The 13,997-nt window shown below is 73.2% G+C and carries 14 protein-coding genes; 8 read left to right on the top strand and 6 right to left on the bottom strand.

Annotated elements, in window-relative coordinates; translation table 11 throughout:
- Positions 1–492: 492 nt before the first annotated feature.
- Positions 493–1,458, top strand: a complete 966-nt coding sequence (locus ABZ249_RS07515; protein ID WP_355258592.1) for an ABC transporter ATP-binding protein — start codon at positions 493–495, stop codon at positions 1,456–1,458.
- Positions 1,455–2,297, top strand: a complete 843-nt coding sequence (locus ABZ249_RS07510; RefSeq protein ID WP_355258589.1) for an ABC transporter permease — start codon at positions 1,455–1,457, stop codon at positions 2,295–2,297. Before ABZ249_RS07515 ends, ABZ249_RS07510 begins: the two co-directional genes overlap by 4 nt.
- A gap of 58 nt (positions 2,298–2,355) precedes the next feature.
- Here ABZ249_RS07510 and ABZ249_RS07505 read toward each other — a convergent pair whose 3' ends face one another.
- Positions 2,356–4,047 carry a hypothetical protein gene (locus tag ABZ249_RS07505; protein WP_355258586.1) on the bottom strand — a complete coding sequence of 564 codons (1,692 nt, stop codon included), beginning with the start codon at positions 4,045–4,047 and terminating at the stop codon, positions 2,356–2,358.
- A gap of 186 nt (positions 4,048–4,233) precedes the next feature.
- Positions 4,234–5,250, bottom strand: coding sequence for a class II fructose-bisphosphatase (gene glpX / locus ABZ249_RS07500; protein WP_220563221.1), 1,017 nt, complete (start codon positions 5,248–5,250; stop codon positions 4,234–4,236).
- A 150-nt stretch (positions 5,251–5,400) separates the two neighbouring features.
- On the opposite strand from glpX, the gene ABZ249_RS07495 reads away from it, so the two are divergent.
- Positions 5,401–6,018, top strand: coding sequence for a TetR/AcrR family transcriptional regulator (locus ABZ249_RS07495; RefSeq protein ID WP_355258773.1), 618 nt, complete (start codon positions 5,401–5,403; stop codon positions 6,016–6,018).
- A 106-nt stretch (positions 6,019–6,124) separates the two neighbouring features.
- On the top strand, positions 6,125–6,697 hold the full coding sequence (locus ABZ249_RS07490; protein ID WP_220563220.1) for a DUF4245 domain-containing protein: 573 nt from the start codon (positions 6,125–6,127) through the stop codon (positions 6,695–6,697).
- Between the two features lie 72 nt (positions 6,698–6,769).
- On the opposite strand, the gene ABZ249_RS07485 is transcribed toward ABZ249_RS07490, so the two are convergent.
- Positions 6,770–7,741: a 4-hydroxy-3-methylbut-2-enyl diphosphate reductase gene (locus ABZ249_RS07485; protein WP_355258582.1), complete on the bottom strand. Its 972-nt coding sequence runs from the start codon at positions 7,739–7,741 to the stop codon at positions 6,770–6,772.
- Between the two features lie 312 nt (positions 7,742–8,053).
- On the opposite strand from ABZ249_RS07485, the gene ABZ249_RS07480 reads away from it, so the two are divergent.
- The 4 genes from ABZ249_RS07480 (at position 8,054) to ABZ249_RS07465 (ending at position 11,069) form a co-directional block, all read left to right on the top strand.
- Positions 8,054–8,770 carry a hypothetical protein gene (locus ABZ249_RS07480; protein ID WP_355258579.1) on the top strand — a complete coding sequence of 239 codons (717 nt, stop codon included), beginning with the start codon at positions 8,054–8,056 and terminating at the stop codon, positions 8,768–8,770.
- Positions 8,771–8,938: 168 nt separating this feature from the next.
- Positions 8,939–9,457, top strand: a complete 519-nt coding sequence (locus tag ABZ249_RS07475; RefSeq protein ID WP_220563217.1) for a DUF3060 domain-containing protein — start codon at positions 8,939–8,941, stop codon at positions 9,455–9,457.
- An 83-nt stretch (positions 9,458–9,540) separates the two neighbouring features.
- Positions 9,541–10,800: an exodeoxyribonuclease VII large subunit gene (gene xseA / locus ABZ249_RS07470; RefSeq protein ID WP_355258575.1), complete on the top strand. Its 1,260-nt coding sequence runs from the start codon at positions 9,541–9,543 to the stop codon at positions 10,798–10,800.
- A gap of 2 nt (positions 10,801–10,802) precedes the next feature.
- On the top strand, positions 10,803–11,069 hold the full coding sequence (locus ABZ249_RS07465; protein ID WP_355258572.1) for an exodeoxyribonuclease VII small subunit: 267 nt from the start codon (positions 10,803–10,805) through the stop codon (positions 11,067–11,069).
- A gap of 75 nt (positions 11,070–11,144) precedes the next feature.
- Here ABZ249_RS07465 and ABZ249_RS07460 read toward each other — a convergent pair whose 3' ends face one another.
- From ABZ249_RS07460 to ABZ249_RS07450, 3 genes are all read right to left on the bottom strand, one after another.
- On the bottom strand, positions 11,145–11,723 hold the full coding sequence (locus tag ABZ249_RS07460) for a DUF6542 domain-containing protein (protein ID WP_355258770.1): 579 nt from the start codon (positions 11,721–11,723) through the stop codon (positions 11,145–11,147).
- A gap of 281 nt (positions 11,724–12,004) precedes the next feature.
- The gene (locus ABZ249_RS07455) at positions 12,005–13,261 is read right to left on the bottom strand and encodes a DNA recombination protein RmuC (RefSeq protein ID WP_355258569.1); all 1,257 of its coding nucleotides are present in this window, start codon (positions 13,259–13,261) and stop codon (positions 12,005–12,007) included.
- A 14-nt stretch (positions 13,262–13,275) separates the two neighbouring features.
- Complete coding sequence (locus tag ABZ249_RS07450) at positions 13,276–13,920, bottom strand: TetR family transcriptional regulator (RefSeq protein WP_355258566.1); 645 nt, start codon at positions 13,918–13,920, stop codon at positions 13,276–13,278.
- Positions 13,921–13,997 lie beyond the last annotated feature (77 nt).

Genomic DNA, 13,997 nt, shown 5'->3' with positions numbered 1-13,997 from the left:
AGACACTCTCCCCTTCACCGGGGAGGGTCCCTCGGTGTCCGTCGTTGCAAGGTCGCCGTCGATGGTAGGCCGCGGTCCGGGGCGGGGCAACGGATTTTCCGGGTGAGGCGGGACACCCGCCGGGCGGGCCGGGGCCCCGGACCTCCGGGCCGTCCGGACGGCGGGAAAGGCCGCGGTCCGTATGTCTCCGTGAAAGGCGGGGATTTTCCCGGGAAAAGCGGACGTCCGTTTTTCTCCGGGTGTTCCGGGCAATGGTCGGATCCCTTTTCGGCCGACCGCTCGACCGCCCGCCGACCGGCCCGCCGTGGCCGGGAAGGGGGAGGTGGAACGGTGTTCCGGCGCTGCCGGAATTCTCCGTGAAGGGGTGCGGACCGGTGTCCCGGGGCGCCGCCGCACCGCCCGCGGGCAGGGCCTCCCTTTTCGGGCACCGTGCCCCCGGCGGCGCGTAAAATCCGTGGATTTCCGTCACACCCACGACCTACCGTGGGCCCCATGACCTCTTCCGAACCCGGTCTCCACACCCCGGACCGCGCGGCGGCGTCGGCCGCCGCGGACGTCCCCGCCCTGCACCTGCGCGGAGTCGTCAAGCGTTTCGGATCCTTCACCGCGGTCGACGGCCTCGACCTGGAGGTTCCCCAGGGCGTCGTGCTCGGCCTGCTGGGCCCCAACGGCGCCGGCAAGTCGACGACCATGAAGATGCTCACCGCCCAGTCCATGGCCGACGAGGGCGAGATCCGCATCCTCGGCCACGAGATCCCCGCCGAGTCCAAGTGGGCCCGCGCCCGGATGGGCGTCGTGCCCCAGCACGACAACCTCGACGAGGAGCTCACCGTCGAGCAGAACCTCCGGATGTTCTCGTTCCTGTACCGGGTGCCCCGCGCCCGCCGGCGCGAGGCCATCGCCCGGGCCATGCGCATCGCCCAGCTCTCCGACCGCGGCGACACCGTGGTGGAGGACCTGTCCGGGGGCATGCGGCGCCGGCTCCTCATCGTCCGCGCCCTGCTGCACCGACCCGAGCTGGTCCTCATGGACGAGCCCACCGTGGGCCTGGACCCCCAGGTCCGCCAGGACCTGTGGGGCGTCATCGACGCGCTGCGCCAGGAGGGCGCCACGGTGCTCATGTCCACCCACTACATCGAGGAGGCCGAGCGGCTCTCCGACGAGGTGGCCCTGATGGCCGCCGGACGCATCATCGAACGCGGTACGCCCACCGACTTGGTCGCCAAGTACGCGGGCACCACCGTGGAGGAGTACCTCCCCGACGGGGAGGGCATCGACGCCCTGGAGGGACGCATCAGAAACCACGGATTCACCACCCGGCGCACCGGTACCACCGTTTCGGTCCTGCGCGCCGAGGAGCTACCGCAGTCGCTCCGGGACCTGCTCCCCGTGCCGCTGCGCCGCGCGAGCAACCTGGAGGACGTGTTCGTCACCCTGACCGGGGAGAACGTGGAATGAGCACCGACCAAGCCGACGCCCGGCGGCTGCGCGACCGGGAGGACGCCCGCCCCGACGAGCACGCCCGGCCCGGCCGGTTCGAGGCCGACGCCGTCCTGGGCGTCGTCGCCCGCGAGTGGATCCTCTACGGGCGGTCCTGGCGGGCCACCACCTTCGCCGCCGTCGTCGAGCCCACCCTGTACCTGCTCTGCTTCGGGTTCGGCATGGGCGCGCTCATCGGGACCCTGGCGGGCTTCAGCTACATCGACTTCCTGGGCACCGGCATCGTCGCGGTGTCGGTGATGTTCCAGTCGATGATGCCCGCCGTCATCAACACCTTCATCAAGCGCCGGTTCCTGCACACCTACGAGGGCATCCTCGCCGCCCCCGTCGACGTGCGCGAGCTCGTCACCGGCGAGGCCCTGTGGCTGGCGATGCGCTCGGGCGTCTACGGGTGCGTGCCGCTGCTGGTCGCCATGGGGTTCGGGCTGCGGCCCGGGTGGGGCGGCCTGCTGGTGCCGTTCATCGCGTTCTTCGCCGGGTTCGCCTTCGCCCTGTTCGGGATCTGGATCTCGGCGGTGATCAACTCGGTGCGGTCCATGGACTACGTGTTCAGCGGCCTGTTCACACCGCTGTTCCTGGTGGCGGGCACGTTCTTCCCGCTCACCGAGCTGCCGGACTGGGTCCAGGGGCTGGCGGTGGCCAACCCGCTCTACCACGCGGTGGAGCTCATCCGCGGCTCGGTCTTCGGCGGCCTGTCCGCCGGGGCGGCGCTGCTGCACGTCGGGGTGCTGCTGGCGTTCATCGTGCTCATGTGGTTCCTCGCCGGGTCGCAGATGCACCGCCGCGTGGTCACCTGACCGGGAGAGCGCGAAGGGGGGAGCGGCCCGCGGCCGCTCCCCCTGTGCGTGGTCCCGGTCAGCCCGCGCTGGGGGCCCAGCGCAGTTCGACGCTGCTGCGCTGCCCCTCGTCGGTGACGCTCAGCGCCAGGCCGAGCGCGCCCCACTCCTCGGGGGCCTGCACGTCCTCCGGGGTCAGGACCTGGCGCATGTCGAAGTACCCGGCCACGATCGCCTCGTCCATCTCCTGCATGGTCTGCTGGAAGACGGGGTCGTCGGACAGGCGGCCGGTGCCGCTGCTGCCCTGGGAGACCACCACGGCGTCGCCGTCGGAGGAGACGCCCGGGGGAGTGGAGTACGGGTCGGCGACCATGGCCTCGACGAAGTCGCCGATGACGGCCTCGTCACCGCCCACCGCCCGGTACTGGAACGAGAACTGCTCGCCGCCGTAGCCGCCGAAGAAGTCGTCCAGGCTGATCCCGGTGACGCCGAACGCGGTCGAGGAGCCCAGCAGGTCGCTGATGCCCTCCGGCATGGAGACGCCCATGCCGTTGAACTCGCGCTCGAACTCCTGCTGCTGGCCGGAGCTGCTGAAGAGCGGGATCTCGTCGTTGTTGTAGGCGTCGATCAGCGCCTGGTCCAGCCCGCTGGCGCCCAGGGCCATCACCGTGTCGTCCGGCAGCGAGCCCAGCGCCGCCACGCTCTCGCCCGGGGTCTCCGCCAGCCATGACAGGTCGGCCTCGTTGACCTCGAACGCGAAGGCGTCCATCCGTGCCTCCAGGTACTCGCCGTCCACGCGCACCGAAGCGGTCGCCCGGCCGGAGAAGTCGGCCGGCTCCGCGGCCAGGTCGGCGGAGAACTCGTTGGCGAACGACTCGATCTCCATCGCCGCGCCCAGGTCGGCCCAGGCCAGGGCCAGGCTGCCGTCGGGGACGCCCGCGATGTCGTCGGAGAAGACGTCGGCGTCGGCCAGCGACCCGTGCTCCTGTACCTGCGCCTCCAGGTCGGACAGGGCGGCCTGGGAGTGGGTGAAGACGACGTAGTCGCCGTCCACCGAGTAGAAGATGTCCTCCTCGGCGGCGGCGATGTCGGCGAAGTCCTCCTCCGCCATGCGCGGGTCCTCCACGGCCAGGGCGATGGCGAGGGCGACCCCCGCCCCCTCCTCCAGCTCGGCCTCGCCGGAGGCCGGCCACACCGAGAAGCCCGCGCGCTGGCCGATCCACTCCTCGACCCGGTCCTGGCTCGGGGCGCTGTCGGGGAACGCGTCCACGAACGTCTCGGCGAAGAACTCGGTCATGTCCCCGTCGGGGCTCCCGGTCTCCTCGACGACCTCGGCGGGGAGGCGGTCGACGAACTCCAGCAGCTCGATCGCCTGCGACCCGTCGATCGCCAGGTCGACCTTGCCGAAGGCGATGGAGCTGCCGGGCAGCACCTCCTCCGGCTGGGGGCCGCCGAAGGAGACCAGGGACACCGTGGCCCACACGGTCCCGGCCATCACCACGACGGCGGTGCCGGCCGCGGCCGGGATGAGCCAGCGGTTGCGCTTGCGCGGGGCCCCGGGCGGCACCGGTCCGCCGGGGAAGCCGGGTCCGGCCGGACCACCGGGACCACCGGGACCGCCGGGGAAGCCGGGTCCGCCCGGGCCGGCGTACTGCTGTCCGGGCACGCCGGGGGGCACGGCGCCGGGCGCCGGAGGCTGCCCGGGGACGGGGCCCGCGGGCTGGTTCGGCGGCTGCCACTGGGGCTGCCGGGGGGGATCGGGGTAGGACATCGGACCTCCGACGGATTTCTCACAGGCGCGGTGTCCGCGCTGCCAACGAACTTTCAGATGCCGCCTCCCCCCGCCGCGGTTCTCACAGGGAGGGGGGAACTCCCGCGCGACATGTGACACGGGTGGCCGGTGCGACGGGGTTCCGGGGCCCGTCCTCCGACCACCCGCCGGGGGTGGGGGCGGCCGTCAGGCCTGCGGGGCGGAGGTCAGGTCCACGCCGCTGTAGGCCGACAGCTTGCTCAGCCGGTGCTCGCTGAGCACCTGGCGGACGGTGCCGCTGCGGCCGCGCATCACCAGCGAGTCGGTGATGACCCGCGAGGACTCGTAGCGCACGCCGCCGACCAGTTCGCCGTCGGTGATCCCGGTCGCCGCGAAGAACACGTCGTCGGAGGAGACCAGGTCGTCGGTGTACAGCACCCGGTCCAGGTCGTGCCCGGCGTCGACGGCCTTGGCCCGCTCGGCGTCGTCCTTGGGCCACAGGCGGCCCTGGATGACGCCCCCCAGGCACTTCATCGCGCAGGCCGTGATGATGCCCTCCGGGGTGCCGCCGATGCCCAGCAGCAGGTCGACGCCGGTGCCGGCGCGGGCCGCCATGATCGCGCCCGCCACGTCGCCGTCGCTGATGAACTTGATCCGGGCGCCCGCGTCGCGGACCTCCTTGACGATCTGCTCGTGGCGCGGGCGGTTGAGGATGACGACCGTCACGTCCTGCGGCGACTTGCCCTTGGCCCGCGCCACCGCGCGGATGTTGTCGGCCACGGGCGCGGCGATGTCCACCACGTCGGCGGCCTCGGGGCCGGTGGCCAGCTTCTCCATGTAGAACACGGCGGACGGGTCGAACATCGAACCGCGCGGGCTCAGCGCGATGACGGCGATCGCGTTGGGCATGCCCATCGCGGTCAGGGTGGTGCCGTCGATCGGGTCGACCGCCACGTCCCAGTCGTGTCCGCCGCCGTCGCCGACGCGCTCGCCGTTGTACAGCATCGGGGCGTTGTCCTTCTCGCCCTCGCCGATCACGACGGTGCCGTTCATCGACACGGTGCTGATCATGTGCCGCATGCCGCGCACGGCCGCGCCGTCGGCTCCGTTCTTGTCGCCCTTGCCGACCCAGCGGGCGGCCGCCAGCGCCGCGGTCTCGGTCACACGGACCAGTTCGAGGGCGAGGTTGCGGTCGGGCGCGGTGGGACCGCCGGCCTGTGACATGGGAAGGTGCCTTCCGTCGGGGACAGGGTGGGATTCACGTCTTAGGGTAGTCACCCGGCATGATCGGCCGCCTCGGCGGGCACGCTCCCGTGTCCGGTCGGAAGCGTAAGGTCTACGCTGGCGTGATCCGGACGGGAGTGAGGCATGACAGTGGAAAAGACGGACCGGCCGACCCGGGTCTCCCCGCGCGGCGCGGCGACGCGTACCGCGCTGCTCAAGGCCGCCGCCCAGGTCTTCCGCACGGTGGGCTTCGCCAAGGCCGGGGTCAGCGAGGTCGTGGCCGTCGCCGGTGCCAGCGTGGGCAGCCTCTACCACCACTTCACCGGCAAGGCCGACCTCTACCTCGCCCTGTACGAGGAGTTCCAGCAGCGGCAGCAGGAGCGCACCCACCAGGCGGTGGTGGACGCGCGGGCCCGCGGCGAGAGCGACCCCACCCGGCTGATGAACATCGCCGCCCGCGCCTACCTGCTCGGCTGCATCGAGGAGAGGGAGACCACACGCCTGTTCTTCAGCGGTGACGGCCCGCCCGGTTTCGAGTACCAACTGCGGGCCCGGCTCACCCAGTGGACCGACCGCAACGTCGCCCTGTACCGCAAGGCCGACGAGCCGGTGGACGAGGCGCTGCTGATCGTGGTGAGCGGCGCGATGCTGCTGGCCGTCGCCGAGGTGGTCAACCGCGACGACGCCGACTCCCTGCGCCTGGCCGACGACATCACCCGGCTGCTCGACCAGCTCCAGCCGCTGCGCCGCGAGGACGACCGGCCGTGAGGCCCCGCCCGGCGCGCCGGACCCGCCCGACCCGCCCCGCGGGGCCGGGTCGGTAACCGCACCCCGGGTCGGAGCGGGCCGCGACCTGCGGCAAGCTGGAACCGTCATGAGTGAGTACAGCCGGTCCAGCGCGACCTTCAAGAACTACGCCATCTCCCTGGGCGTCATCATCGCCATCGTCCTGGCGCTGGCGTTCGTGGTCTCCACGCGATCGGGGGAGAACATCCCGTCCGTGGACTACCGGCCCGAGGCCGAGGTGCTGCGCGGGAGCGCCGACTACCCGGTGACGATGCCCGCGGACGACCTCGCCGAGCAGGGGTGGACGCCCACCAGCTCGACCCTGGAGACCGCCGGACCGGTCGAGTGGAGTGTGGGGTTCGCCACCGCCGCCGACAGCCACGTGATGTTCACCCAGAGCGACGGCGACCCCGACGCGGTGGTGGCGGACCGCTCCAGGGGGGCGGAGGAGACCGGCACGGTCGCGGTCGGCGGCCGGGAGTGGGAGCACTACGAGTCCGAGGACTGGTCGGCCCTGGTCCTGCGCGAGGACGGGTACACGCTGGTGGTGGCCGGCCCGGCCGACCTGGACGAGCTGGCGCACTTCGCGGGCGGGCTGGAGACGGACGCCGAGGGGGGCGACGGGGCAGGGGCCGCGGAGGAGCCGGCGGGGGACTCCTGAGGGGGACCCCCGACGACGTACGGAAGGGGGCCCGGACCGCATGGTCCGGGCCCCCTTCGCCGTTGGGTCCCGCTACTCGGCGCGCAGGTCGCGGCGCAGCTCCTTGGGCAGCGAGAAGGTCAGGGTCTCGTCCGCGGTGGTCACCAGGGACACGTCGCCGTAGCCGTACCCGGCCAGGCGGTCCAGCAGCTCCCGGACCAGGATGTCGGGCACCGAGGCGCCGCTGGTGACGCCCACGGTGGTGACGCCCTCCAGCCACTCCTCCTTCAGGAGGGAGGCGTTGTCGATGAGGTGGGAGGCGTCGGCCCCGGCGGCCAGGGCGACCTCCACCAGCCGCACCGAGTTCGAGGAGTTGTCCGAGCCGACCACGATCACCAGCTCGCACTCGGGCGCCATCGTCTTGACGGCGACCTGGCGGTTGGTGGTGGCGTAGCAGATGTCGTCGCTGGGCGGGTCGAGCAGGTTCGGGAACTTGCGGCGCAGGGCGTCGACGGTCTCGTTGGTCTCGTCCACCGACAGGGTGGTCTGCGAGAGCCAGGACACGTTGTCGGGGTTGCGCACCTGGAGCCGGTCGACCTCGGCCGGGCTCTCCACGATCTGGATGTGGTCGGGCGCCTCGCCGCTGGTGCCCTCGACCTCCTCGTGGCCGATGTGCCCGATGAGGACGATGTCCCGGTCCTCGGCCGCGAAGCGCTTGGCCTCCTTGTGGACCTTGGTGACCAGCGGGCAGGTGGCGTCGATCGTCTTGAGGCCGCGGTCGGCGGCCTCGACGTGGACGGCCGGGGAGACGCCGTGCGCGGAGAACACGACGATCGCGCCCTCGGGCACCTCGTCGGTCTCCTCGACGAAGATCGCGCCGCGCTCCTCCAGGGTCCGCACCACGTGCGTGTTGTGCACGATCTGCTTGCGGACGTAGATCGGGGCGCCGTACTGCTCCAGGGCCTTCTCGACGGTGATGACCGCGCGGTCCACACCGGCGCAGTAACCCCGGGGGTTGGCGAGCAGCACGCGGCGTTGCTTGGTGGCGGTGGTCGTCGCTGTCATGCAATACATCCTAGGTGGGGTACGCGGGTGCGCCGCGCGGGCGTGGGGGAGCGCACGTCCGGACAGGGCGGAGGACCCGGGCGGCCGCGGTGGGCCGTGTCCCGGCGTCAATGGTGACGGTATCGCAACAGGAGGCCTCCGGTTCCGCTTCGAAGTGGCGAAATCGTTCACTTATCCCCTGCTCATGGTGTTCTCCCCTCCTCTATCCTGGTTCACCATCGCATTGTGTTATAGGCGGTTCGCCCTCACCCGGTCCGGCCGGATCACGGGGTGCGATTCGCCCCGCCGAGAGCAATCAGGAGCCCCCGCCCCATGTCGAACCCGACGTTCGCCACGAAAGTCGCGACCCTGTTCAAGGGCCTTTTCGGGCGCAAGGACACGGCCGCCGCGCCCGAGTCCGCCGCTCCCCGCGCCGAGGAGGCCGCCGCCGCGGAACCCGCCGAGGCCGCCGCCGCTCCGGTGAAGGCCGGGGAGAAGGCGGAGGCCGAGGAGAAGGCGCCGGCCGCCGAGGCGGCGCAGGAGGCCGGCGAGACGGAGGAGGCGGCCCCGGCCGCTCCCGCGGCCGAGCCCGCCGCCGCGGAGCCCGTCGAGGAGAAGCCCGTCGCCGCCGAGCCGGCCGAGGCCGCCGCGCCGGTCGAGCCTGCCGTTGAGAAGCCGGCCGCCGAGGCCGCCGAGCCCGTGGCGGAGAAGCCCGCGGAGGAGGCCGGTCCGGCCGTCCCCGCCACCGCCGACCTGCCCGACGGCGGCGAGTCCGTCGCCGAGGAGCTCGCGGTGGCCGAGGCCAAGACCGAGGTCGCCGACTCCGAGGTCCTGGAGAAGGTCCGCCGCGAGAACGCGCCCGCCGTCGAGGACCTGGCCGTCCCCACCTACGACGAGCTCACCCTGCCCTCCGTCCGCGCCCGCCTGCGCAAGCTCACCGTGGAGCAGGTCCGCGACCTGCGCGCCTACGAGGTCGCGCACCAGGGCCGCGCCGAGTTCATCAAGATGTACGACAACCGCATCGCCAAGCTGGAGGACGCCGAGGCCTGATCCCGGCCCCCGCGCGCCGTGCCCGAACGGGGGAACCGGGCGCGGTCCGGGGACCGGCGGGGCCGCCGGGGACGGCGGCCCCGCCGCCGCACCGGGAACCCGGACGGCGCCCGGAGCGTCACATCCGGTGAGAGACATCTCCGTTCCCGGCTCGAAAGGCCCACCGCCATGACCGCTTCCGCCCTCCGCACCCCGGCCCGCCTGGCCGCCGTGCTCGCCACGGCCGCGGCCTTCGGGCTCACCGGCTGTTCCTTCTCCCTCCCCGGCGGACAGGACGTCTCCGTCGACCCCGACGGTGTGAGCGTCCGCGACGGCGAGAGCGAGGTCTCCGTCGACGGCGAGGGCGGGGTCAGCGTCGACAACGGCGAGGGCGAGGTCTCCGTCGACGGCGAGGGCGGCGTGGGCGTCGGCGGCGACGAGGTCCTCAACGTCACCGGGGGCGACCTCACCGAGGACTGCGAGGGCCGCGCCGTCAACATCGCCTCCGAGGACGCCGTGGTCGTCCTCAACGGCTCCTGCACCACCGTCACCGTCGCGGGCAGCAACCTGACGGTGCACATCGGCTCCGCCGACTCCATCCACGTCATCGGCGCGGACAACACCGTCCACTACGCCTCCGGCGAGCCCGAGGTCACCGACCTGGGCGGCAACAACTCCGTCTCCTCCGGCGGCGACGCCACCCCGTAGGGCCCGCCCGCCCCGGGCCCGGAACCCGCCGGGCGCCCGGGGCTCGGGGGAACGGTCGCACCCCTGGCCTAGGCTCGGGTGTCATGGGCATGGAGAGTTCCCCCGAGGCGCCGCAGCCGGTCCGCGTGGTCCTCAACGCCGTCGGCGGCTGGATCGGCCGGCTGGGCCGCATCTGGGTCGAGGGCCAGATCGCCGAGCTGAACCGGCGCGGCCGCATGGCCTACATCACCCTGCGCGACCCGGTCGCCAACGTCTCGGTGCGGGTGGTCTGCCAGACGTCCGTCCTGGACGCCCAGCAGCCCCCGCCGGAGGCGGGCGCCCGGGTCGTGGTGCACGCCAAGCCCGACTTCTACGAGGTGCGCGGCACGTTCTCGCTGCGCGCCCTGGAGATCCGCCACGTCGGCCTGGGCGAGCTGCTGGCCCGCCTGGAGCAGCTGCGCCGCACGCTCCAGGCCGAGGGGCTGTTCGCCCCCGAGCGCAAGCGCCCGCTGCCGTTCCTGCCGGGCACCGTCGGCCTGATCTGCGGGCGCGACTCCGCGGCCGAGCGCGACGTCCTGGAGAACAGCCGGCGCCGCTGGCCCGCCGTGCGCTTCGAGGTGCGCCAGGTCGCCGTCCAGGGCGACCGCGCGGTCCGCGAGGTGGTCGACGCCCTCAAGGACCTCGACTCCCGCCCCGAGGTGGACGTCATCGTGATCGCCCGGGGCGGCGGCTCCCTGGAGGACCTGCTGCCGTTCTCCGACGAGGCCATGGTCCGCGCGGTCGCCGCCGCCCGGACCCCGGTGGTCAGCGCCATCGGCCACGAGCAGGACGCCCCGCTGCTGGACCACGTCGCCGACCTGCGCGCCTCCACCCCCACCGACGCGGCCAAGAAGACCGTCCCGGACGTGGGGGAGCAGCTGGAGATCATCCGCCAGCTGCGCGACCGCGGCCGCCGGGTGCTGGCCGGGGCCCTGGAGCGGGAGAGCGCCTGGCTGGCCTCGATGCGCTCCCGGCCGGCGCTGGCCGACCCGGTCCGGGAGATCGACCGCCTCACCGAACAGGTCCTGGACCTGCGCGAGCGCTCCCGGCGCAACCTCGCGGTGTCCCTGGACCGCGCCGCCGAGAACCTGGGCCACACCCGGGCCCGCCTGCACGCCCTGTCCCCGGCCACCACCCTGGCCCGCGGGTACGCGATCGTGCAGCGCGCCGACGGCACGGTGGTCCGCTCGGCGGCCGAACCCGACCTGGGCGAGACCCTGCGGGTTCGCTTCGCCGAGGACGGCCTGGCCGTCACCGTGGACGCCGTCGAGACCGACCCGGAGACGGGCGACGAGACCGCAGACAGCACCGGAGGAGAAGAGTAGACATGGCGAAGAAGGACGCGGGCCGCGAGGCCGGGGCCGACGAGCCCGAGCTGAGCTACGAGGAGAGCCGCGAGGAGCTCAACACCGTGGTGCGGCGGCTGGAGTCGGGAGGGCTGAGCCTCAAGGAGTCCCTGGCCCTGTGGGAGCGGGGCGAGGAGCTGGCCCGCATCTGCGAGCGCTGGCTGGAGGGCGCCCGCGCCACGATGGCGGCGGCCATGGACGAGCGCGGGAAGGACGACGCGCCCCAGGACGCGGACACGCCCTTCTGAGGGCGCCGTCCGGCGGCGGACCGCCGGGGCCGCCGGGGCGGGGGCGAGGGGATCCGGGGCCGGTGCGGCCCCGGCTCACTTGCGGCCGTTGAGTTCGTCGCCCAGGTCGCGCAGGTTGCCGGGCAGCCCCCGGAACACCCCGATGACCAGCACCAGCGCCGTGCCCAGGAACAGCCAGGGGGCGACCTGGGCCAGGCGCGAGGCCAGGGCGAGGAGGAGCACCCGGGCGAAGCCCTCGTTGCCCAGGGCGAGCACGCTCTCCGTGGCGACCACCGCCACGAAGAACGCGATCGGCGGGCTGACCGACAGTGAGAGCAGGTCGCCCGGCCGCACCAGCGACACCGTCAGCAAGCAGGCGAGGGTGAAGGCGACGCCCGGGGCCGCGGGCAGCGCGGCCACGTGCGCGATCACCGTGCCGGCGACGCTGAACAGGGCGATGACGAGGACGCCGCCGCGGCCGGTGAGCCGTGCGGCGCCCGTGGCGGGGCGGGTGCGTGGAGCGGTCGGCCGCGGCCCGGACGCGCCGCCGGGGGGACCGGCGGGGTGGACGGGCGCGGGCTTCCTCGTCTTCGGCGCGTTGCGGGAACGGCCCTCGGGCCGCACGAAGTACGGTGCCCGCCCGGGTTCCGGGCCGTCCGTCTTGCGCGGGGGCATGGCCGTGCGCCTCCCAAGTGTGTTACTCACAGTGTTTAGTGTGTCACTTCTCGTGAGCGTTCGGTGTCTTTTCCGGGGAACGTGTCGTCATTTCGTCCACTTGCCCCTTCCGCACCGAACACGCCTTCCTCCCGTTGGACACCGGGATGCGGTGCCGCGGTTCACCATGTTCGCGGATGAAGTGTCCGCATTCGTCCCGCGGGTCGCCGGGGGTGCCCTGACCTGGTTTTCTTTCGGTCGGGGGAGGCCATTCCGGCCCGCCCGGGCGGGGATCTTTCTTTTTAGGTCGCGCTGTTGTGGCCGTTATTTGTCAGCCGAATGGCGGCGTCCTCGACCAGTTCCGGTGCCGCGACCGTCCGGGGCGGCTCCTCCACCCCGCGCGGGCGCTCCAGGTCGCCGTCCACCAGGCCCAGCTCCCCGAACCGGCGTGCGGTCACCAGCACCCGGTTCTCCAGCGACCCCACCGTCTGGTTGTAGGCCGACACCGTCCGGGACAGCGCCCGGCCCAGCCCCTCCACGTGCCCGCCCAGGGTGGACAGCCGCGCGTGCAGCTGCTTGCCCAGCTCGAACACCTCCCGGGCGTTGCGGCTCAGGGCCTCCTGCTGCCAGGCGTACTGGGCGGTGCGCAGCAGCGAGATCAGCGTCGTGGGCGTCGCGATGTGCACCCGCCTGCCCATGGCGTACTCCAGCAGCGCCGGGTCGTGCTCCAGCGCCGGGGCCAGGAACGCCTCGCCCGGGATGAACAGCACCACGAACTCCGGCGCCGGGCTCAGCGCCGACCAGTACGCCTTGCCGGCCAGCTGGTCCACGTGCGTGCGCAGGTGCCGGGCGTGCGCGCGGAGCCGCTCGCGGACCTGAGCCTCGCCCTCGGCCGCCACCGCGTCCAGGTACGCCGACAGCGGCACCTTGGAGTCCACGACGATGTTCTTGCCCCCGGCCAGGCGCACCACCATGTCCGGGCGGCGCGCACCGCCCTGGACCGCCACCTGCTCCTCGAAGTCGCAGTACGCGCTCATGCCGGCCAGCTCGGCCACCCGGCGCAGCTGCACCTCGCCCCACCGGCCCCGCGCCTCGGGGCGGCGCAGCGCGGTCACCAGAGCCTGCGTCTGGTCGCGCAGCCGCTCGGAGCCCTCGCGCACGAACTCCACCTGCTTGGCCAGCTCCGCGTGCGCGGCCGCCCGGCCCGCGTCGGCCTCCCGCAGTTGGCGTTCGACCCGGTCCAGCATCTCGGTCAGCGGCTCCACCATGCGCTCGACGGCCCTGCGCCGTTCGTCCATGTCGTGCCCCGCCTGCGCGCCGACCGCGCGCAGCCGCCCCTCGGCCAGCTCCAGGAAGTTCCGGTTGGTCTGGTCCAGGGCCTGGGCGGACAGCGCCCGGAAGCGCTCGGCCAGCCGCTCCTCCATGAACTCGGCCCGGTCCCGGGCCGCCTCGGCCTCCGCCCGGGCCTGCGCGCTCTGCCCCCGGGCCCAGAGCAGGCCCAGCGCGACGCCCACCGCGATGCCGACGAGGAGTACCGCCATCAGTGAGAGGAGATCCATGGCGCCCTATGGTGTCAGTCCGTGTCCGGCCGGGTCCCCCCGCCACGCAGGACATCGGTGAGCAGAGCCAACAAGTCGGGCATGTCCGCCGCCTCCGGGTCGTAGGACCACTGGAGCTGGAGCCCGTCCATCGCCGCGATGAGCAGGGCCGCCGCCTGTTCGGGGGTGGCGCCCGAGGGCAGGCGGTCGCCGTGGGCGCCCCGCAGGACGGCGGCGATCCGGGCGCGCAGGACGGCGAAGCGCTCCGCGAAGTAGCCGTGCGCGGGGTGGTCCTCGGCCAGGCCCTCGGCGGACAGGAGGGTGTAGAGGCGCACGATCCCGGGGCGGGAGGCGTTGCGCTCGGCGACGTCGCGCAGGCGGTCGAGGTCGTCCAGGGAGCCGAAGTCGGCCTCGTCGATCTCGTCGCGGCGGCGCAGGACGGAGACCAGCAGGGCCTCCTTGGTGGGGAAGTGGTGCAGCAGCCCCTGCTGGCTGAGGCCGACCCGCTCGGCGACGGAGGCCAGGGAGCTGTTGTGGAACCCGTGCTCGGCGAACTCCTCCAGGGCCGCGGTGACGATCTGTTCGCGGCGGGCGGTGGCGGGCGGGCGGCCCCGGCCGCGGCGGGCGGGGGCCGGGGCGGGGTCGGCCGCGGGTCCGGGGGCGGGTGTCTGTTCGGTCATCGGGTCCCAGGCTAGTCCGTCGCGACTCGGGGGCGCCGGGGCTTCACAAGGCTGAGTTAAGCGTTTAACCTGAAGGT

This window comes from Nocardiopsis sp. NPDC006139 (genome assembly GCF_040614155.1).
Taxonomy (GTDB): Bacteria; Actinomycetota; Actinomycetes; order Streptosporangiales; family Streptosporangiaceae; genus Nocardiopsis; species Nocardiopsis changdeensis.
This window is presented reverse-complemented; position numbering and strand designations above follow the sequence as displayed.

Bases quoted from the DNA above. Each gene is read 5' to 3' on its own strand.
- ABZ249_RS07475 (WP_220563217.1), top strand. From the start codon at position 8,939: ATGACCGCTTCCGCCCTCCGCACCCCGGCCCGCCTGGCCGCCGTGCTC.
- glpX (WP_220563221.1), bottom strand. From the start codon at position 5,250: ATGTCACAGGCCGGCGGTCCCACCGCGCCCGACCGCAACCTCGCCCTC.
- ABZ249_RS07460 (WP_355258770.1), bottom strand. From the start codon at position 11,723: ATGCCCCCGCGCAAGACGGACGGCCCGGAACCCGGGCGGGCACCGTAC.
- ABZ249_RS07450 (WP_355258566.1), bottom strand. From the start codon at position 13,920: ATGACCGAACAGACACCCGCCCCCGGACCCGCGGCCGACCCCGCCCCG.
- ABZ249_RS07480 (WP_355258579.1), top strand. From the start codon at position 8,054: ATGTCGAACCCGACGTTCGCCACGAAAGTCGCGACCCTGTTCAAGGGC.
- ABZ249_RS07455 (WP_355258569.1), bottom strand. From the start codon at position 13,261: ATGGATCTCCTCTCACTGATGGCGGTACTCCTCGTCGGCATCGCGGTG.
- xseA (WP_355258575.1), top strand. From the start codon at position 9,541: ATGGGCATGGAGAGTTCCCCCGAGGCGCCGCAGCCGGTCCGCGTGGTC.
- ABZ249_RS07490 (WP_220563220.1), top strand. From the start codon at position 6,125: ATGAGTGAGTACAGCCGGTCCAGCGCGACCTTCAAGAACTACGCCATC.
- ABZ249_RS07485 (WP_355258582.1), bottom strand. From the start codon at position 7,741: ATGACAGCGACGACCACCGCCACCAAGCAACGCCGCGTGCTGCTCGCC.
- ABZ249_RS07465 (WP_355258572.1), top strand. From the start codon at position 10,803: ATGGCGAAGAAGGACGCGGGCCGCGAGGCCGGGGCCGACGAGCCCGAG.
- ABZ249_RS07515 (WP_355258592.1), top strand. From the start codon at position 493: ATGACCTCTTCCGAACCCGGTCTCCACACCCCGGACCGCGCGGCGGCG.
- ABZ249_RS07505 (WP_355258586.1), bottom strand. From the start codon at position 4,047: ATGTCCTACCCCGATCCCCCCCGGCAGCCCCAGTGGCAGCCGCCGAAC.
- ABZ249_RS07510 (WP_355258589.1), top strand. From the start codon at position 1,455: ATGAGCACCGACCAAGCCGACGCCCGGCGGCTGCGCGACCGGGAGGAC.